The organism is Arsenophonus nasoniae, from assembly GCF_004768525.1.
Classification (GTDB): domain Bacteria; phylum Pseudomonadota; class Gammaproteobacteria; order Enterobacterales; family Enterobacteriaceae; genus Arsenophonus; species Arsenophonus nasoniae.
The window spans coordinates 3,765,738-3,784,282 of record NZ_CP038613.1 but is presented as its reverse complement, the minus strand read 5'-3'; the positions used below and the strand labels follow the sequence as shown (position 1 = coordinate 3,784,282).

The window sequence follows — 18,545 nt, the reverse complement described above, 5'->3', positions numbered from 1 at the left end:
TATTTTTTCTGTCCATATTGATGATGTGGTGTTATAATGCTGCGCCCTCATGTATGGGTAATTGTACTGCCTCTTCAATTTATATAAGAAGCGGCTTAGTTGTAGTTAACATTTAGCGGAGCACTAAAATGATCCAAGAACAGACTATGCTGAACGTAGCCGACAACTCCGGCGCACGTCGCGTAATGTGTATCAAGGTTCTAGGTGGCTCGCACCGTCGCTACGCAGATGTAGGTGATATCATCAAAATTACTGTTAAAGAAGCAATTCCACGCGGTAAGGTGAAAAAAGGTGATGTCCTGAAAGCGGTAGTGGTGCGCACCAAGAAGGGTGTTCGTCGCCCTGACGGTTCTGTCATTCGCTTCGATGGCAATGCTTGTGTGTTGTTAAACAATACAAGTGAGCAAGTTATCGGTACGCGTATTTTTGGGCCGGTAACTCGTGAACTTCGTACTGAGAAGTTTATGAAAATTATCTCTCTGGCACCAGAAGTACTCTAAGGAGCGGGCACAATGGCAGCGAAAATCCGTCGTGATGACGAAGTTATCGTGTTAGCTGGCAAAGATAAAGGCAAACGCGGTAAAGTAAAACAGGTTCTTTCTTCTGGTAAAGTCATTGTTGAAGGGATTAATCTGGTTAAGAAACATCAGAAGCCTGTTCCGGCTCTGAATCAACCAGGTGGCATCGTCGAAAAAGAAGCAGCAATTGATGTTTCTAACGTTGCAATCTTTAATGTGACAACTGGCAAGGCTGACCGAGTAGGTTTTAGAATTGAAGATGGCAAAAAAGTGCGTTTCTTCAAATCTAACAGTGAAACTATTAAGTAATTTTTGGAGTATACGATGGCGAAACTGCATGATTACTACAAAGACGAGGTAGTCCAAAAGCTGATGACTCAGTTTGGCTACAATTCTGTCATGCAAGTCCCTCGGGTCGAGAAGATCACCCTGAACATGGGTGTTGGTGAAGCTGTTGCTGATAAAAAGCTGCTTGATAATGCAGCTGCTGATTTAGCGGCAATAACAGGGCAAAAACCATTTATCACCAAAGCGCGCAAATCTGTTGCAGGCTTCAAAATCCGTCAGGGCTATCCAATCGGCTGTAAAGTGACCCTGCGTGGCGAACGTATGTGGGAATTCTTTGAGCGTCTGATTTTTATTGCTGTACCACGTATCCGTGATTTCCGTGGTTTATCCACAAAATCATTTGATGGTCGTGGTAACTACAGCATGGGTGTACGTGAACAAATCATCTTTCCTGAAATCGATTATGATAAAGTGGATCGTGTGCGTGGTTTAGATATTACTATCACCACTACTGCGAAATCAGATGATGAAGGTCTTGCACTGTTGATGGCGTTTAACTTTCCGTTCCGTAAGTAAGGCAGGGTATTCATGGCTAAACAATCAATGAAAGCACGTGATGTGAAACGTGCAAAATTAGCTGAAAAATTCTTTGCAAAGCGCACAGAATTGAAAGCTATTATTTCTGATGTGAATACATCTGATGAAGATCGTTGGAATGCTGTTCTGAAGCTGCAAACGCTGCCACGTGATTCCAGCCCTTCTCGTCGACGCAACCGCTGTCGTCAAACTGGGCGTCCGCATGGTTTTCTGCGGAAATTTGGTCTAAGCCGTATTAAAGTCCGTGAATCCGCCATGCGCGGTGAAATCCCGGGTCTTAAAAAGGCTAGCTGGTAATTATCACCAATTGAATCACGGGAGTAAAGACAGATGAGCATGCAAGATCCCATCGCGGATATGCTAACCCGTATCCGTAACGGTCAGGCCGCTAATAAAGCTGCGGTCAACATGCCTTCCGCTAAGTTGAAAGTGGCGATTGCTACAGTGCTTAAGGAAGAAGGTTATATTGAAGATTATAAAATTGAAGGCGACATCAAGCCAACATTGGAAATTACATTGAAATATTTCCAAGGTAAGGCTGTTGTAGAAAGCATTCAGCGTGTAAGCCGCCCAAGTTTGCGCATCTATAAGAAAAAAGATGAGCTACCACAGGTTATGGCTGGTTTAGGCATTGCTATTATTTCTACTTCTAAAGGTGTCATGACTGATCGTGCAGCTCGCCAAGCAGGTTTAGGTGGCGAAATTCTCTGCTACGTAGCTTAATTCGGGAGAAAAGAATGTCTCGTGTGGCAAAAGCACCTGTCGTCATTCCTGCCGGCGTAGAAGTTAAACTGGACGGTCAGGATATAGCGATTAAAGGTAAAAATGGCGAGCTTACTCGTACAATCCATAAAGCTGTTGAAGTCAAACATGCTGATAATCAATTAACGTTTGCACCTCGCGAAGGTTTCGCTGATGCATGGGCACAAGCGGGTACGGCGCGTTCTTTGTTGAATGCAATGGTTATTGGTGTTACCGAAGGCTTCACTAAGAAACTTCAGCTGGTTGGTGTCGGTTATCGTGCAGCTATTAAAGGCAATACTGTAAGTTTGTCTTTAGGTTTCTCTCATCCGGTTGAGCATGCGTTGCCAGCAGGTATTACTGCAAAATGTCCTTCACAGACTGAAATTGTGTTGGAAGGTGCAGATAAACAGGCAATTGGCCAAGTTGCAGCAGAATTGCGTGCTTACCGTCGTCCTGAACCTTATAAAGGTAAAGGTGTTCGTTACGCCGATGAAATCGTGCGTACTAAAGAGGCTAAGAAGAAGTAAGGTAACACTATGGATAAGAAAGTAGCTCGTATCCGTCGTGCGACCCGCGCACGCCGCAAACTCCATGAACTGGGTGCAACGCGCTTGGTGGTACATCGTACCCCTCGTCATATTTATGCGCAGGTTATTGCATCAAACGGTTCTGAAACTTTGGTGGTTGCTTCTACTATAGAAAAAACTATCAATGAGCAAGTAAAATACACAGGAAACAAAGAAGCAGCAGCAGTAGTTGGCAAATTAATTGCCGAGCGCGCGCTGGAAAAAGGCATCAAAGAAGTTGCTTTTGACCGCTCTGGTTTCCAATATCATGGTCGAGTCCAGGCACTGGCAGATGCTGCCCGTGAAGCTGGCCTTCAGTTCTAAGGTAGAGGTGTAAGATGGCTCACATCGAAAAACAAGCTGGCGAACTGCAGGAAAAGCTGATCGCGGTAAATCGTGTAGCTAAAACCGTTAAAGGTGGCCGTATTTTTAGTTTTACTGCACTAACTGTTGTTGGTGATGGTAACGGTCGTGTTGGTTTTGGCTATGGTAAGGCACGCGAAGTTCCGGCAGCAATCCAGAAAGCGATGGAAAAAGCCCGTCGCAATATGAAAAACGTCGCTCTCAATAACGGTACTTTGTATCATCCTGTAAAAGGTGCTCACACGGGTTCTCGTGTGTTTATGCAACCTGCTCATGAAGGTACGGGTATTATCGCAGGCGGTGCAATGCGCGCTGTATTGGAAGTTGCCGGTGTTCATAACGTACTGGCTAAAACCTATGGTTCCACGAACCCAATTAATGTTGTTCGTGCAACGCTGGATGCTTTAGACAGTATGAAGTCTCCAGAAATGGTCGCAGCCAAGCGTGGTAAATCCGTCGAAGAAATTCTGGGGTAATGAACCATGGCTAAGACTATTAAAATTACACAAGTTCGCAGTTCTATTGGTCGTTTGCCAAAACATAAGGCAACATTGACCGGTTTAGGTCTGCGTCGTATCGGTCATACTGTAGAACGTGAAGATACACCAGCGATCCGCGGCATGATCAATTTGGTTTCCTACATGGTTAAAGTTGAGGAGTAACAGATGCGCTTAAATACTCTGTCTCCAGCTGAAGGTGCTAAACATGCACCTAAACGCGTAGGTCGCGGTATTGGTTCCGGTTTAGGTAAAACTGGCGGACGTGGTCACAAAGGTCAGAAGTCTCGTTCTGGCGGTGGCGTACGTCGTGGTTTTGAAGGCGGTCAAATGCCTTTGTATCGTCGTTTACCAAAATTTGGTTTTACTTCACGTAAAGCAATGATTACTGCAGAAGTTCGTTTGTCAGACTTTGCTAAAGTTGAAGGCGATGTCATTGATCTAAATACGCTGAAAGCTGCTAATATAGTTGGCATTCAAATAGAATATGCGAAAGTTATTCTTTCTGGTGAAGTTAATCGTCCAGTTACTGTGCGTGGTCTTCGTGTAACAAAAGGTGCACGGACTGCAATTGAAGCCGCTGGCGGTAAAATCGAGGAATAAGTTACAGATGGCGAAACAACCAGGTTTAGATTTTCAAAGTGCTAAAGGTGGCATAGGCGAACTTAAACGCAGGCTTTTGTTTGTTATTGGGGCGCTGATTGTTTTCCGTATTGGTTCTTTTATTCCTATTCCTGGTATTGATGCCACTGTGCTTGCCAAATTGCTTGAACAGCAAAGAGGCACCATCATCGAAATGTTTAATATGTTTTCTGGTGGTGCGCTTAGTCGTGCTTCTATTTTTGCTTTGGGAATTATGCCGTATATTTCGGCATCAATTATTGTCCAATTACTGACAGTAGTTAACCCACGGTTAGCAGAGATTAAGAAGGAAGGGGAAGCCGGTCGTCGTAAAATTAGTCAATATACCCGTTATGGTACTTTGGTATTAGCGATATTCCAATCTATTGGTATTGCGACAGGTTTACCCAATATGGCCGGAATGCAGGGGCTAGTAATCAATCCTGGATTTCCGTTTTATTTCACGGCTGTTGTTAGTTTAGTGACAGGAACAATGTTTTTGATGTGGCTAGGCGAGCAAATTACTGAAAGAGGTATTGGAAACGGTATCTCTATCATTATCTTTGCAGGTATCGTTGCGGGGCTCCCGCCGGCTATCGGCCATACCATTGAACAAGCTCGGCAAGGCGATTTGCACTTCCTCCTGTTGTTGTTGATTGCAGTTTTAGTATTTGCTGTGACTTATTTTGTTGTTTTTATGGAGCGTGGTCAGCGTCGTATAGTGGTTAACTACGCAAAACGTCAACAAGGTCGTCGCATTTATGCTGCACAAAGCACACATTTACCATTAAAAGTAAATATGGCCGGCGTTATTCCTGCAATTTTTGCTTCCAGTATTATACTGTTCCCAGGTACAATAGCTTCCTGGTTTGGTGATGGAACAGGTTGGGGTTGGCTGACAGCTATTGCAATGTATTTGCAGCCAGGACAACCGCTTTATGTGTTACTTTATGCATCTGCAATCATCTTCTTCTGTTTCTTTTATACGGCATTAGTTTTTAATCCGAGAGAAACAGCAGATAACCTGAAGAAGTCCGGTGCATTTGTACCAGGAATTCGTCCGGGAGAGCAAACGGCCAAGTATATTGACAAAGTAATGACGCGCCTAACACTAGTAGGTGCATTGTACATTACTTTTATTTGCTTAATCCCGGAGTTCATGCGTGACGCAATGAAAGTTCCATTCTATTTTGGTGGTACTTCACTTCTCATAGTCGTCGTCGTTATTATGGACTTTATGGCTCAAGTGCAAACTCTTATGATGTCTAGTCAATATGAGTCTGCATTGAAAAAAGCAAATCTTAAAGGTAAATAATTGCTTTTAAATTAATTTGCTTTAGAAGTTACGGAGAGTAAAAATGAAAGTTCGTGCTTCAGTCAAGAAATTATGCCGTAACTGTAAAATCATTAAACGTAATGGTAGTGTTCGTGTGATTTGCAGCGTTGAACCAAGACATAAACAGCGTCAAGGTTGAGAAAAAGCATTTTTTTCTTGCAAAGTTGAGTTGAGCTGGCTAAATTAGCCAGCCAAACTTTTTATCTAAAAAATGTATAACTGTTTGAGTATCCTGAAAGCGGGCTTTTCAGCACAGTTATGCAGTATTTAACTTTAGGAGTGCATAGTGGCCCGTATAGCAGGCATTAACATTCCTGATCATAAACATACCGTAATCGCATTAACATCGATTTACGGCATTGGCAAAACTCGCTCGCAGTCAATCTGTGCAGCAAGTGGTATTGCTGAGCATGTTAAGATCAGTGAGCTGTCTGAAGAGCAAATCGACAAGTTACGTGACGAAGTTGCTAAATACATTGTTGAAGGTGATTTGCGTCGTGAAGTTACCCTAAGCATCAAGCGCCTAATGGATCTTGGTTGCTATCGTGGTTTACGTCACCGCCGTGGTCTTCCTGTGCGTGGTCAGCGTACTAAGACTAATGCGCGTACCCGCAAGGGTCCACGTAAGCCGATCAAGAAATAAGTCGGGGTATTAAATAATGGCAAAAGCACCTATTCGTGCACGTAAGCGTGTAAGAAAACAAGTTTCAGACGGTGTGGCTCATATCCATGCTTCTTTTAACAACACAATTGTTACTATTACTGATCGTCAAGGTAATGCATTGGGTTGGGCAACCGCAGGTGGTTCTGGTTTTCGTGGTTCTCGTAAGTCTACTCCGTTTGCCGCTCAAGTTGCAGCAGAACGCTGTGCTGAGGCAGTGAAAGAGTACGGAATCAAAAACTTAGAAGTTATGGTTAAAGGACCTGGTCCTGGCCGTGAGTCAACTATCCGTGCGTTAAATGCGGCTGGTTTCCGCATTACTAACATTACTGATGTGACTCCGATCCCTCATAACGGTTGTCGTCCACCGAAGAAACGTCGTGTTTAATTACGTTACGTTTTTAGGATTGTTGGAGAAAGAAAATGGCTAGATATTTGGGTCCTAAGCTCAAGCTGAGCCGTCGCGAGGGTACAGATCTTTTTCTTAAGTCTGGCGTTCGCGCGATTGACACCAAGTGTAAATTAGAACAGGCACCTGGACAGCATGGCGCACGTAAACCGCGTCTATCTGATTATGGTGTTCAGTTACGTGAGAAACAAAAAGTTCGTCGTATTTACGGTGTTCTAGAACGTCAATTCCGTAACTATTATAAAGAAGCAACGCGATTGAAAGGCAATACGGGCGAAAATCTGTTGAATTTGCTTGAAGGTCGTTTAGATAATACTGTTTATCGTATGGGCTTTGGCGCAACACGCGCGGAAGCACGTCAGATGGTTAGCCATAAAGCTATCATGGTAAATGGTCAAGTTGTTAATATTGCTTCTTATCAGGTTTCCCCGAATGACGTTATCAGCGTTCGTGAAAAAGCAAAAAAACAGTCTCGTATTAAGGCTGCTTTAGAGCTTGCTGAACAGCGTGAGAAGCCAAGTTGGCTGGAAGTTGATGCTGCTAAGATGGAAGGTGTGTTCAAACGTATTCCTGAACGTGCTGATCTGTCTGCTGACATTAACGAACACCTGATCGTCGAGCTTTACTCTAAGTAAAGCTTAGTACCAAAGAGAGGACACAATGCAGGGTTCTGTGACAGAGTTTCTTAAACCGCGCCTGGTTGATATCGAGCAAATTAGTTCGACTCACGCCAAGGTAACCCTTGAACCGTTAGAACGTGGCTTTGGCCATACTCTTGGTAACGCACTACGCCGTATTTTGCTTTCGTCTATGCCGGGTTGTGCTGTGACCGAGGTTGAAATTGATGGTGTACTGCATGAGTACAGCACTAAAGAAGGTGTGCAAGAAGATATCCTAGAGATTCTCCTTAACCTGAAAGGGCTGGCGGTAAAAGTTCACGGTAAAGATGAAGTTATTCTGACCTTGAATAAATCTGGAATTGGCCCTGTGACTGCCGCCGATATCACCCCTAATGATGATATCGAAATCGTCAAGCCGCAACATGTTATCTGCCATCTAACTGATGAAAGCGCTGCTATTAATATGCGTATTAAAGTACAGCGTGGTCGTGGGTATGTACCGGCTTCTGCCCGTATTCATTCGGAAGAAGATGAGCGCCCAATCGGTCGTTTATTAGTTGACGCATGCTATAGCCCTGTGGAGCGTATTGCCTACAATGTTGAAGCGACGCGTGTAGAACAACGCACTGATTTGGATAAACTGGTTATCGAGATGGAGACTAACGGCACAATCGATCCAGAAGAGGCGATTCGTCGAGCAGCAACTATCTTGGCTGAACAACTCGAAGCTTTCGTTGATTTGCGCGATGTTGCTAAGGTTGAAGTCAAAGATGAGAAGCCAGAGTTCGATCCGATTCTGCTGCGTGCAGTTGACGATCTGGAATTGACTGTCCGCTCTGCTAACTGTTTAAAAGCAGAAGCTATCCACTACATCGGTGATTTGGTTCAGCGCACTGAAGTTGAGTTGCTTAAAACGCCTAATCTTGGTAAAAAATCACTTACTGAAATTAAGGATGTTTTGGCATCAAGAGGTTTATCGCTAGGCATGCGTCTAGAAAATTGGCCTCCAGCAAGTATTGCTGATGAATGAGATCACAGGTTAAGGTTTTACTGAGAAGGATAAGGTCATGCGCCATCGTAAGAGTGGTCGTCAATTGAACCGCAATAGTAGCCACCGCCAAGCTATGTTTCGTAATATGGCTGGTTCTTTAGTTCGTCATGAGATTATCAAGACAACTTTACCAAAGGCGAAAGAGTTGCGCCGTGTCGTTGAGCCACTGATTACTCTTGCCAAGACCGACAGCGTAGCTAATCGTCGTCTGGCATTTGCCCGTACTCGTGATAATGAGATCGTGGCAAAATTATTTAATGAACTTGGACCGCGTTTCGCGAGCCGTGCAGGTGGTTATACTCGTATTATGAAGTGTGGCTTCCGTGCCGGTGACAATGCGCCGATGGCTTACATCGAGCTTGTTGATCGTACTGTTGAGTCTCAAGCAGAAGTAGCTGCAGAGTAAATTTGCAATTACATGAAAAACCGGGATTAATCCCGGTTTTTTATTATCTAAAAATTAACTTTTTGTCGTTTCATATTTTGCTATCATAGTGAATGATATTTATAAATATATAAGAGGTATTTATGTATCATATAGGTAAATTAGCTAAGTTAGCAGATGTTACTACAGACACAATTCGTTTCTATGAAAAACAAGGATTAATGGAGCGTCCTAATCGTACAGAAAGCGGCTATCGTCTTTATGGCAAAAAAGATTTACAACGTTTACGTTTTATTCGTTATGCTAAGCAGTTAGGCTTTACTTTGGAATCAATTTCAGAATTATTGTCTATTCGCATTGATCCTGCTCATCATACGTGCCAGGAGTCGAAGAATATTGTAGATGCTCGCTTGCGGGAGCTCGAAATTAAAATTATAGAGATGGAGAGAATGAAGGATTCATTAAAAATGCTTAGTGCCGCTTGTTGTGGTAGTAAACATGTTAGTACTGGATGTTCAATTTTAGAGATTCTAGAACAAGGCGCCAATAAACGTTAAATGGCATATCAGTTTTAGATAAAATCAAATTTTATAGGTAATCTATTAATAGAAATAATTGATATTGGCGCATTTGATATGGCAAATTATCAGCATCAACGAGGCATTATAAAGAAGAGAGCAGTAGAAGCTATATTGCATCATCCTTTATATAGGCAACGGATTGAAAAAATAAAAAAGGAAAAGGGAGTTATCAGCGAAAGATCAAACATAATAAAGAGCTAACTAGTGGGTTAGTGATGATTAATTAAAAAATTTATTATCACTAACCCACTCGTTTTATTATTTTTGTTATTTTTAATAAATCACGTATTTCAGTTAATAATGTGACTTCTTTAGTTGGTGCTGCTGCAGGTGCTTCTTCTTTTTCGCGACGCAATTTGTTTATAAGTTTTATCGCAACAAAAATTGCTATAGCGATGATAAGAAAATCAAAAATATTCTGAATAAAGACACCATAATTCATAATAACAGCGGGTATATTATCGTGAGCTTCTCTTAAGACAAAATGAAATTGCTAAAAATCAATACCTCCGATAAGTAATCCGAGTGGCGGCATAATAATATCTGCAACAAGCGAAGAAACAATTTTGCCAAATGCTGCACCAATAATAACACCTACAGCCAGATCAATAACGTTGCCTTTCATTGCAAATTCACGGAACTCTTTTATAAAGCTCATAGTCTCCTCACCATTAATCAAAATAGAACGTAAAATTTATAAGAATGTTTAAATTATAATATCTATTGATATATTTCTATCAAAATTTTTACAAAAAGAATGGGCTAGGTTGGAAGATCTTTTCTACTTCAGGAACATGTTTTTTATCAGTAATGAACATAATGATGTGATCATCTTGTTCAATAATATGATAACTATTGGCAACAATGACTTCATCATCACGAACAATAGCACCAATAATTGTACCAGGAGGCAGTTTTATTTCTGAAATTTTTCTACCGACAACTTTGGATGTGTTTTCATCACCGTGAGCAATGGCTTCGATCGCTTCAGCAACACCTTTACGCAAGGATGAAACATTGATTATATCCGCTTTACGAACATGTCCTAGTAAAGCTGAAATTGTTGCTTGTTGAGGTGATATAGCGATATCAATGACTCCTCCTTGTACAAGATCAACATAAGCAGAACGCTGAATAAGAACCATTACTTTCTTGGCACCCATTTTTTTAGCTAACATAGCTGACATAATATTGGCTTCATCATCATTAGTCAGTGCTATAAATACATCTGTTTGTTCAATATGTTCTTCTGCTAACAGTTCTTGATCTGAAGCATCACCATAAAACACGATTGTATCATGTAATAGTTCTGCTAATTCAGTTGCTCTTTCTTGATCACGTTCTATTAATTTTACACTGTAATCTTTTTCTAGCTGTTTTGCTAAACCTGCACCAACATTACCGCCACCAACTATCATGATTCGCTTATAGGGTTTTTCCAGACGTTGCAGTTCACTCATGACAGCACGGATATGCTCAGTGGCGACAACAAAAAAGATTTCATCACCTGCTTCAATAATTGTGGATCCCTGTGGTCGAATGGGTCTATCTTGACGAAATATTGCAGCAATTCTGGTATCAATATGGGGTAAATGTTCGCGGAGATTTGAAAGGGAATTACCTACTAATGAACCTCCATAGTAGGCTTTTGCAGCAACAATACTAACTTTGCCACTTGCGAAATTAACAACCTGAAGTGCACCAGGATATTGAATTAATTTATAAATATAATCAATGACAAGCTGCTCAGGTGAAATAAGGTAATCAATTGGTATGTGATCAGGGGTAAAAAGTTTTTCAGTTTCTTTGATATATTCAGATGCACGTATTCTAGCAACTTTATTTGGCGTGTTAAAAAGAGAATAAGCGATTTGACATGCAATCATATTAGTTTCATCTGAATTTGTCACAGCAACAAGCATATCAGCATCTTCAGCTCCGGCTTCCCTTAGGATCCTAGGGTATGAGCCATGCCCACTGACAACTCTTAGATCAAATTTATCTTGTAACTGGCGTAAACGTTCAGTATTAGTATCTACGATGGTGATATCGTTATTTTCATCAACTAAATTTTCTGCGAGTGTTCCACCAACTTGTCCTGCACCTAATATGATAATTTTCATTATATTTTAATCTCACTGCCAGATTGAGTATTTATTCAAAATAGTAGTGTTAATTTTTTATTAGAGAAGCATAAAAGAAACCATCTCCTCCCCGTTGAGTGGGTAATATTTGTTGGCCTAGTTCCATATTATTATTTAAAGATGCTTCTGGATGATGAAAAAGAAATTTCTTTATTTGTTCTTTGTTTTCATCCGGTAAAATAGAGCAAGTAGCGTAAACTAGGGTGCCATTGGTTTTTAAGTAAGGCCAGATAGCCTCAAGAATTTTATATTGTAATTTGACCAATTGCGGGATATCTATCGGTTTTCTAAGCCATTTTATATCTGGATGCCTACGAATGACACCTGTTGCTGAGCAAGGTGCATCTAGCAATATACGATCAAATTTCGCACCTGATATCCATTCGAGTGGTTTACGCCCATCACCAACAATAACTCTTGCATGTAATTTTACTCGATTAAGATTTTCTTGGATACGTTTTATTCGTAGTTGATCAATATCAACCGCTAAAACATCAGCTTTTGGCGCAAGTTCGAGTATATAAGTTGTCTTACCACCAGGAGCTGCGCAAAGATCAAGAATATATTCACCGTTTTTAGGCGCTAATAATTCAACGCATCGTTGAGCAGATAGATCTTGAATTGTTACCCAACCTTGGTCAAATCCTGGTAATTTGTTAATCGCACATGGTTTTTGTAATTTGATAGCAAATTTACTGTCATTGCTTAAACTGGCCTCTATACCCGCTTGTTGTAATAGCATTAGATAATCATTAGTAGAATGATATAATTGATTTACTCTTAACCACATAGGTGGTTTTTGGTTATTGGCCTCAAGAATCTCTTTCCATTGAGCAGGATAAACTTGCTGAATTTTTTCTAAAAGCCATTTAGGATGTAAATAATTGTTTTCATTATTATTGGCTTTTTCATTTAATATTTGTTCTTGCCGTTGAAATTGTCTTAATACAGCATTAATTAAGCCTTTTAATTGAGGGAGTTTCAGGGCGTTAGCTCCATCAACAGTTTCTGCTAGTGAGGCATGGGGGGGAATGCGAGTAAAACGAAGTTGGTAAATTCCTACCATAATAAGATAATGAATAATTCGTTGTTTTCCTTTTAATGGCTTAGTTATTAATTGTTGAATAAACCATTCCAATAAAGGTAACACTCTAAGTACACCAAAACTGAGTTCTTGTAAAAGTGATTTATCTTTATCTGATATATTTTTCTGCCATTCGGGAAGTACAGTGCTTAATGATTGTTTTTGATCAATAACCTGGGCAATAACTTGGGCACAAATGCTTCTAAGGTTATATTTTTTATTCATGTTGAATATAATTACCTACTAATTATAAATGCAAGCAAGAAATTTATTTTTTAATTTTGTTGCAATGGTGAATTTATTATTGTGCCAGGAATAAACAATCCGTGGCGAGAGTTTAGAAAATCACAAACTAACATGATCTTTTTACCGGCCGGTTGTATTTTTAAAATGTTTAAAATACCTTTCCCGGTTGCCACCTTAATTCCTGTTTTATCGGCACTTAAAATTGTTCCTGGTGATGAGTCAATCTGATGATAAATGACTTCGGCATACCATACTTTAATGGGGTTATCTGCAAAAATAAAATAACTTACTGGCCAAGGATTAAATGCCCGGATACATCGTTCAATTTGTTCAGCCGAAAGTGTCCAATCAATTAATGCTTCATCTTTACTCAATTTTTCAGCATAGGTAGCAAATGTATTATTTTGCTTTTCTGGTTTTGCTTGAGCTGATGCTACTAAATCAAGAGTATGTAAGAGTGCAGTAGGGCCAATTTTTGCAAGTTTTTGATACAGTGTTGCGCTGGTATCTTTTAGTTCAATGGGGCAACTTACTTTATAGAGCATATCCCCGGTATCTAGACCACTATCCATTTGCATAATTGTAATACCGGTTTCTTTATCACCAGCCCAAATTGAGCGTTGAATTGGCGCTGCACCTCTCCAGCGAGGTAGTAGTGATCCATGAACATTCAAACAACCGATTGGTAGCATATTTAATACAACTTCAGGTAAAATTAGGCCATAAGCGACGACAACCATAACATCAGCATGTTTATTTTCAATCCAGCGCTGACTTTCTGCTGTTTTTAGTGTTGTTGGCTGGAAAACAGCAATATTCGCTTTTTCGGCTAGTATTTTTACTGGGCTTGATGCGAGTTTTCGCCCTCTTCCAGCTGGTTTATCTGGTTGTGTCAAAACGCCAACTATTTGGTACTTATCCTTGAAACTGAGTAATGCAGCTAAATGTTGTGCTGCAAAATCAGGGGTGCCGGCAAAAATGATTCGTAGACAGTCTGACACGTAAAGATCCCTATATTAAAATATGAAAAATATCATTTCTTTGTTTTAGCTTTTAGACGTTCAAGCTTTTCAATTTTTTGCCTAATGCGTTGGCGTTTTAATGCAGAAAGATAGTCAATAAATAATTTGCCATTAAGATGGTCTATTTCATGTTGAATACAGATAGCAAGTAGATCATCTGTTTCTAATTCAAACTCTTTACCATTGACATCTAAGGCTTTAATTTTGACCCATTTAGCACGAGGTACGAATGCACGTTGTTCCGGTACAGAAAGACAACCTTCTTCTATTCCCGTTTCACCAGATGTTTCTAAGATAACGGGATTTATAAGTACCAATCTTTCATTACGAGATTCTGAAACATCAATAACAATAATTCTTTGATGAATATTAACCTGTGTTGCGGCTAAACCAATACCTTCTTCTTCATACATCGTTTCAAACATATCATTCACGATACGTTGTATTTCTGCATCAACTTTTTTTACCGGTTCTGCAATTTTGCGAAGACGTTCATCTGGGTAATGTAATATATTTAATACTGACATAAATGTTTAAAGCTATATCCAAAAAGTGAAAGTTATTTAATACCTATTCTAGACATTTCTCGTTATGATTGACAGTATTGGTTATAAATGAAACACACTTATTGCCAATGAAGTCTGGAAAGTATATGGATCCAATGGAAATATGGCTACGAATGAGGATGGTTTCTCATCTTTCAACTGTTAAGATTACTGCAATTGTAGAGAAACTCATTGAAATCAATAATGTTAAAGTCGCTTCTCTTCGAGCATGTGGGTTATCACCCCATCAATGTGTACAATTTACTCATGCAAATTCAAAAGCCATTTATGCTGCAATGAAATGGCTAGATGTAAGCGAGCATAAACTCATTACGTTATCAGATCCCAATTATCCATATTTATTAAAACAGATATATTCGCCACCAATTATACTCTTCGTTGCTGGTAAAGAGAAAGCGCTTTCTTCCACTCAAATTGCGATGGTAGGCAGTCGTTATAATGATTTCTATGGTGAAAAATGGGCACAAATATTTAGTCAGGAACTGGTGATGCATAAATTTACAATTACCAGTGGTTTAGCAATAGGTATAGATGGGATTAGCCATAAAACTGCATTAAGGAATAATGGCATAACCCTTGCTGTATTAGGTAGTGGTTTAAATAAATTATACCCAACCCAACATACTAGTTTAGCCAATAAAATCAAGGAAAAAGGGGCGTTAGTATCAGAATATCTACCAGATACTCCTCCGTTAGCCAAGAATTTTCCTCGTCGTAATCGTATAATTAGTGGCTTAAGTAAAGCAGTAATTGTGATTGCGGCTGGATTAAAAAGTGGTTCATTAATAACAGCTAAATGTGCATTGGAACAAGGTAAAGATATTTTTGCTTTACCTGGTGCGTTAGGTAATAGCTTATATGAAGGTAATCACTGGTTAATACAACAGGGGGCTTATTTAGCCTCTTCGCCGCAAGATATTATTGAACATTTAAACAGTGGACTAAAATGGTTACCAGAAAATAAAATCCTATCTGATAATCTACATATCGATAATTCTATGAACAATATATTGCGTTATATTAATTTTGAACCAACGCCTATAGATTTAATTGCTGAAAGAAGTGGCTTATCGGTTATTGAGGTATCTGCTCAATTATTGGAATTTGAATTAATGGGTAAAGTTATCTTTGTGTCTGGTGGATATATTAGAGTCGAGTAATTAAAGTGAGATGAGAATGCAAAAGCCAATTATTATTAGAAAAATGGCAAATGAAGATAAGGAGTATTGTCCTAAATGTCATAGTGAACTTATTATTCGAAATGGGGGATATGGGCCTTTTGTTGCTTGCTCTAATTATCCTAAATGTGATTATATTCGGCCATTAAAACAAGCAGCAGACAGCCAAATAATTAAAGAATTATTGGATTATTTTTGTCCCAAATGTGGGCATAATTTGGTGTTGAAGCGAGGGCGTTTCGGTATGTTTGTTGGTTGCAGTCATTATCCTCAATGTGAACATACAGAGTTAATTGATAAACCCGATGAAACGTTAATTGGATGTCCACAGTGTCAAGATGGCGAATTACTGCAAAGAACGTCACGTTTTGGCAAAGTATTTTATGGTTGTAATTGTTATCCTAAGTGTCAATTTGTGGTTAATGCTAAACCAATTTCTGGTAAATGTTCTTTTTGTCAGTATCCATTATTAATAGAAAAAAAGGTTTCACAAGATATGAAAATATTTTGTGCAAATAAATTATGTAATAGACAACAGTAATAAAAGTTTATGGAATAATTGGCATGTTTGATGAAATACCCCCTTCTTTTCGGAATATTATTGCAGCGTTAAATGAAGGCAAAATTATCGCATATCCGACAGAAGCTGTTTTTGGCCTCGGATGTGATCCTGATAATGAGAAAACAGTTCGACAGTTATTATTATTAAAACAGCGTTCATGGAAAAAAGGATTAATTTTAATAGCTGGAGACTATGAACAACTAATACCTTATATCGATGATAATAAATTAACTAATTTACAAAAAGAAATGATGCTTTCAACAGGGTCTAAATCTATCACCTGGGTAGTACCCGCTAGAAAAAACACACCAAAATGGTTAACAGGAAAATTTGATTCAATTGCGGTGCGTATTACAAATTTTGAGTTAATTAAAAAGCTTTGTTTTTTATATGGCAAACCCTTGATTTCTACTAGTGCTAATTTAAATGGATTATCACCATGCAGAACAAAAGAAGAAGTTATTGCCCAGTTTAATGGTCAAGTATCCGTTTTAGACGGTTCTGTTGGGGGACGTAAAAATCCCTCTGAAATTCGAGATATAATAACAGGTCATTTGTATCGAAAAGGTTAATGTGAATGGAAGAATTCGCCGTCTTTGGAAATCCAGTGGTACATAGTAAATCACCACTTATTCATAAATTATTCGCTGAGCAAACAGGTATTAAATATGATTATGGAAAAGTATTAGTTCCTTTAAATAAATTTGAAGAAAAATTAGATGATTTTTTTTCTCGAGGAGGAAAGGGGGCAAATATTACTTTACCTTTTAAGGAGTTAGCTTACCATAAAGTTGATGAATTAACTGAACAAGCTCAAATATGTGGTTCAGTTAATACTATCAAGAGGTTAGATGATCAAAGATTACTTGGTGATAATACCGATGGAATAGGCTTAATTTTAGATCTTGAGCGTTTGCGCTTTATTGAAAAGGGAAGACATATATTAGTAATTGGTGCTGGTGGTGCAGCACGTGGTGTTATAGCGCCTATTTTAAATTATGGCTGTCGAATAACGATTACGAATCGAACATTTAGTAAAGCTGATGAACTGGCAAAACAATTTTCTGCTATAGGACATATCAATTCATTGATGTTGGAGTCTATTGATTCTGCTGAGTATGATTTAGTTATCAACGCGACATCTTCTGGGGTTGTAGGTGAAGTTCCTACTATTTCACCTACTATATTCAAGCAAAATGTTTTTTGTTATGACATGTTCTATCGATTAAACGAAACACCATTTTTAACATTAGCAAAAAACTATGGGGTATTAAAATATGCTGATGGTATTGGTATGTTAGTTGGTCAGGCCGCTTTTGCTTTTAAATTATGGCATGGTAAATTACCTGATATTTCATCTGTATTACAGCGATTAAAAGAAAATACTGATATAAATTAGTTGGTCTATTTTTACGGAAAAATGATAAAGATATCAGGTAAAATTTGTGGATAGTATTTTTATAATAAACTTATAAATAATTATTTTTCCAATTGTTATAATTTGCTGCAGACAGGATTAAGCCTTTTAACTCTTCAGATGTTAATTTTCTAATTTGTTTTACAGGGCTGCCAATATATAAATAACCACTTTCTAATTTTTTACCTTGTGTGACTAAACTACCTGCACCGATAACGACATCATCATCAACTTTTGCGCCATCTAAAATAATTGAACCCATACCAACTAAAATTCGGTTACCAATAGTACATCCATGCAACATAACTTTATGCCCTATGGTAACGTCTTCTCCAATAATGAGAGGATATCCCTGGGGGTTAAGTTTATTTTCATGTGTAACATGAAGTACTGAACCATCTTGAATATTAGTTCTTGCTCCAATAGAAATGTAATTGACATCACCGCGTATAACAGTTAGTGGCCAAACACTTACATTGTCAGAAATGTGTACATCACCAATTACCACCGCAGTTGGATCGATAAATACACTATTACCAATAATGGGTTTTAGGTGTAAATAAGGTCTTATATTAGAAATCATTGCTATGTTTATCCTAATTAAACTATTTGAATTGGTTATCAAAGAGTGAATAGATAAATTTGTATTTTATATTATTAAACATTCTTTTAATCAAATATTATATAGGCCTATCTTTGTATTTTTTTAAATCAAAAAATTGCATGGATACTACAAAAGCGAGCTAAATTTGTAGAATTTTAATTCATTATGGCGAAAAAATGTTCATATAAATAAAAAAACACAAAAAATAGTTGAGTAAATTTTTAGGCGTCCTATAATGCGCCCCCACTGAGTCAGTATAGAACCAATCACTTGAAGTGGATTTTAGCGACGCAGGGTAAAGAAAAGTAGAAATAACTACTTGACTTTACAGGTGAAAAGCGTAGTATACGCCCCCTCGCGACTCCAGTCGCACGCTCTTTAACAATTAATCAGACAATCTGTGTGGCACTCGCAAGACATCATCAAAACTATTTGAAGATTAAAGTGCTTAAAGAGTGACAAACAGTTAATTCATATATGAACTA

At 38.7% G+C, this 18,545-nt stretch carries 27 protein-coding genes and 2 pseudogenes; 23 read left to right on the top strand and 6 right to left on the bottom strand.

The genetic code is table 11. The annotated features are described in order from the left end of the window. Positions 1-128 precede the first annotated feature (128 nt). The 19 genes and pseudogenes from rplN (at position 129) to arfA (ending at position 9,464) form a co-directional block, all read left to right on the top strand. Positions 129-500 (top strand): 50S ribosomal protein L14, encoded by a 372-nt coding sequence (gene rplN / locus ArsFIN_RS19080; RefSeq protein WP_026823170.1) that lies wholly within the window; start codon positions 129-131, stop codon positions 498-500. Between the two features lie 12 nt (positions 501-512). Next, the gene (gene rplX, locus ArsFIN_RS19075) at positions 513-827 is read left to right on the top strand and encodes a 50S ribosomal protein L24 (RefSeq protein ID WP_026823169.1); all 315 of its coding nucleotides are present in this window, start codon (positions 513-515) and stop codon (positions 825-827) included. Between the two features lie 15 nt (positions 828-842). After that, the gene (gene rplE / locus ArsFIN_RS19070; RefSeq protein WP_026823168.1) at positions 843-1,382 is read left to right on the top strand and encodes a 50S ribosomal protein L5; all 540 of its coding nucleotides are present in this window, start codon (positions 843-845) and stop codon (positions 1,380-1,382) included. A gap of 12 nt (positions 1,383-1,394) precedes the next feature. Next, positions 1,395-1,700, top strand: a complete 306-nt coding sequence (gene rpsN, locus ArsFIN_RS19065; protein ID WP_026823167.1) for a 30S ribosomal protein S14 — start codon at positions 1,395-1,397, stop codon at positions 1,698-1,700. Positions 1,701-1,733: 33 nt separating this feature from the next. After that, a complete protein-coding gene (gene rpsH, locus ArsFIN_RS19060; RefSeq protein WP_026823166.1) occupies positions 1,734-2,126 on the top strand; it encodes a 30S ribosomal protein S8 in 393 nt (130 codons plus the stop codon). 14 nt (positions 2,127-2,140) lie between these two features. Further along, a complete protein-coding gene (rplF, locus tag ArsFIN_RS19055) occupies positions 2,141-2,674 on the top strand; it encodes a 50S ribosomal protein L6 (protein ID WP_026823165.1) in 534 nt (177 codons plus the stop codon). Positions 2,675-2,683: 9 nt separating this feature from the next. Further along, positions 2,684-3,037 (top strand): 50S ribosomal protein L18, encoded by a 354-nt coding sequence (rplR, locus tag ArsFIN_RS19050; RefSeq protein ID WP_026823164.1) that lies wholly within the window; start codon positions 2,684-2,686, stop codon positions 3,035-3,037. Positions 3,038-3,051: 14 nt separating this feature from the next. Continuing rightward, positions 3,052-3,552: a 30S ribosomal protein S5 gene (gene rpsE / locus ArsFIN_RS19045; RefSeq protein ID WP_026823163.1), complete on the top strand. Its 501-nt coding sequence runs from the start codon at positions 3,052-3,054 to the stop codon at positions 3,550-3,552. Between the two features lie 6 nt (positions 3,553-3,558). Beyond that, positions 3,559-3,738, top strand: a complete 180-nt coding sequence (gene rpmD / locus ArsFIN_RS19040; RefSeq protein ID WP_026823162.1) for a 50S ribosomal protein L30 — start codon at positions 3,559-3,561, stop codon at positions 3,736-3,738. Positions 3,739-3,741: 3 nt separating this feature from the next. Continuing rightward, complete coding sequence (rplO, locus tag ArsFIN_RS19035) at positions 3,742-4,176, top strand: 50S ribosomal protein L15 (protein ID WP_026823161.1); 435 nt, start codon at positions 3,742-3,744, stop codon at positions 4,174-4,176. Between the two features lie 7 nt (positions 4,177-4,183). After that, positions 4,184-5,509: a preprotein translocase subunit SecY gene (gene secY / locus ArsFIN_RS19030; protein ID WP_026823160.1), complete on the top strand. Its 1,326-nt coding sequence runs from the start codon at positions 4,184-4,186 to the stop codon at positions 5,507-5,509. Between the two features lie 43 nt (positions 5,510-5,552). Beyond that, positions 5,553-5,669, top strand: coding sequence for a 50S ribosomal protein L36 (gene rpmJ, locus ArsFIN_RS19025; protein WP_026823159.1), 117 nt, complete (start codon positions 5,553-5,555; stop codon positions 5,667-5,669). A gap of 147 nt (positions 5,670-5,816) precedes the next feature. Then, a complete protein-coding gene (gene rpsM / locus ArsFIN_RS19020) occupies positions 5,817-6,173 on the top strand; it encodes a 30S ribosomal protein S13 (RefSeq protein ID WP_026823158.1) in 357 nt (118 codons plus the stop codon). 16 nt (positions 6,174-6,189) lie between these two features. Further along, positions 6,190-6,579, top strand: coding sequence for a 30S ribosomal protein S11 (rpsK, locus tag ArsFIN_RS19015; RefSeq protein WP_002919257.1), 390 nt, complete (start codon positions 6,190-6,192; stop codon positions 6,577-6,579). A 35-nt stretch (positions 6,580-6,614) separates the two neighbouring features. Next, the gene (gene rpsD, locus ArsFIN_RS19010) at positions 6,615-7,235 is read left to right on the top strand and encodes a 30S ribosomal protein S4 (protein WP_026823157.1); all 621 of its coding nucleotides are present in this window, start codon (positions 6,615-6,617) and stop codon (positions 7,233-7,235) included. 25 nt (positions 7,236-7,260) lie between these two features. Further along, the gene (locus ArsFIN_RS19005) at positions 7,261-8,250 is read left to right on the top strand and encodes a DNA-directed RNA polymerase subunit alpha (RefSeq protein WP_026823156.1); all 990 of its coding nucleotides are present in this window, start codon (positions 7,261-7,263) and stop codon (positions 8,248-8,250) included. A gap of 37 nt (positions 8,251-8,287) precedes the next feature. Beyond that, positions 8,288-8,677, top strand: a complete 390-nt coding sequence (gene rplQ, locus ArsFIN_RS19000; RefSeq protein WP_026823155.1) for a 50S ribosomal protein L17 — start codon at positions 8,288-8,290, stop codon at positions 8,675-8,677. Positions 8,678-8,799: 122 nt separating this feature from the next. After that, positions 8,800-9,213, top strand: coding sequence for a Zn(2+)-responsive transcriptional regulator (gene zntR, locus ArsFIN_RS18995; protein WP_026823154.1), 414 nt, complete (start codon positions 8,800-8,802; stop codon positions 9,211-9,213). Between the two features lie 78 nt (positions 9,214-9,291). After that, a pseudogene (gene arfA, locus ArsFIN_RS18990) lies at positions 9,292-9,464 on the top strand (alternative ribosome rescue factor ArfA). A 14-nt stretch (positions 9,465-9,478) separates the two neighbouring features. On the opposite strand, the pseudogene mscL reads toward arfA, so the two are convergent. The 5 genes and pseudogenes from mscL to def form a co-directional block, all read right to left on the bottom strand. Next, positions 9,479-9,895: pseudogene (gene mscL, locus ArsFIN_RS18985) on the bottom strand (large-conductance mechanosensitive channel protein MscL). Positions 9,896-9,983: 88 nt separating this feature from the next. After that, positions 9,984-11,360 (bottom strand): Trk system potassium transporter TrkA, encoded by a 1,377-nt coding sequence (gene trkA, locus ArsFIN_RS18980; RefSeq protein ID WP_026823153.1) that lies wholly within the window; start codon positions 11,358-11,360, stop codon positions 9,984-9,986. 49 nt (positions 11,361-11,409) lie between these two features. Next, positions 11,410-12,690, bottom strand: a complete 1,281-nt coding sequence (gene rsmB / locus ArsFIN_RS18975; RefSeq protein WP_026823152.1) for a 16S rRNA (cytosine(967)-C(5))-methyltransferase RsmB — start codon at positions 12,688-12,690, stop codon at positions 11,410-11,412. Between the two features lie 50 nt (positions 12,691-12,740). Beyond that, on the bottom strand, positions 12,741-13,712 hold the full coding sequence (gene fmt, locus ArsFIN_RS18970; RefSeq protein WP_026823151.1) for a methionyl-tRNA formyltransferase: 972 nt from the start codon (positions 13,710-13,712) through the stop codon (positions 12,741-12,743). Between the two features lie 32 nt (positions 13,713-13,744). Continuing rightward, positions 13,745-14,260, bottom strand: a complete 516-nt coding sequence (gene def, locus ArsFIN_RS18965) for a peptide deformylase (RefSeq protein WP_026823150.1) — start codon at positions 14,258-14,260, stop codon at positions 13,745-13,747. Between the two features lie 125 nt (positions 14,261-14,385). On the opposite strand from def, the gene dprA reads away from it, so the two are divergent. The 4 genes from dprA to aroE are packed head-to-tail and all read left to right on the top strand — an operon-like array spanning position 14,386 to position 17,438. Beyond that, positions 14,386-15,459 carry a DNA-processing protein DprA gene (gene dprA, locus ArsFIN_RS18960; RefSeq protein ID WP_026823149.1) on the top strand — a complete coding sequence of 358 codons (1,074 nt, stop codon included), beginning with the start codon at positions 14,386-14,388 and terminating at the stop codon, positions 15,457-15,459. Positions 15,460-15,469: 10 nt separating this feature from the next. Continuing rightward, positions 15,470-16,018: a DNA topoisomerase family protein gene (locus ArsFIN_RS18955; RefSeq protein WP_051297049.1), complete on the top strand. Its 549-nt coding sequence runs from the start codon at positions 15,470-15,472 to the stop codon at positions 16,016-16,018. A 23-nt stretch (positions 16,019-16,041) separates the two neighbouring features. Next, positions 16,042-16,611, top strand: a complete 570-nt coding sequence (locus ArsFIN_RS18950; protein ID WP_026823147.1) for a Sua5/YciO/YrdC/YwlC family protein — start codon at positions 16,042-16,044, stop codon at positions 16,609-16,611. 5 nt (positions 16,612-16,616) lie between these two features. Beyond that, positions 16,617-17,438 carry a shikimate dehydrogenase gene (aroE, locus tag ArsFIN_RS18945; RefSeq protein ID WP_026823146.1) on the top strand — a complete coding sequence of 274 codons (822 nt, stop codon included), beginning with the start codon at positions 16,617-16,619 and terminating at the stop codon, positions 17,436-17,438. Between the two features lie 70 nt (positions 17,439-17,508). On the opposite strand, the gene ArsFIN_RS18940 is transcribed toward aroE, so the two are convergent. Beyond that, complete coding sequence (locus ArsFIN_RS18940; RefSeq protein ID WP_026823145.1) at positions 17,509-18,039, bottom strand: gamma carbonic anhydrase family protein; 531 nt, start codon at positions 18,037-18,039, stop codon at positions 17,509-17,511. Positions 18,040-18,545: the final 506 nt, after the last annotated feature.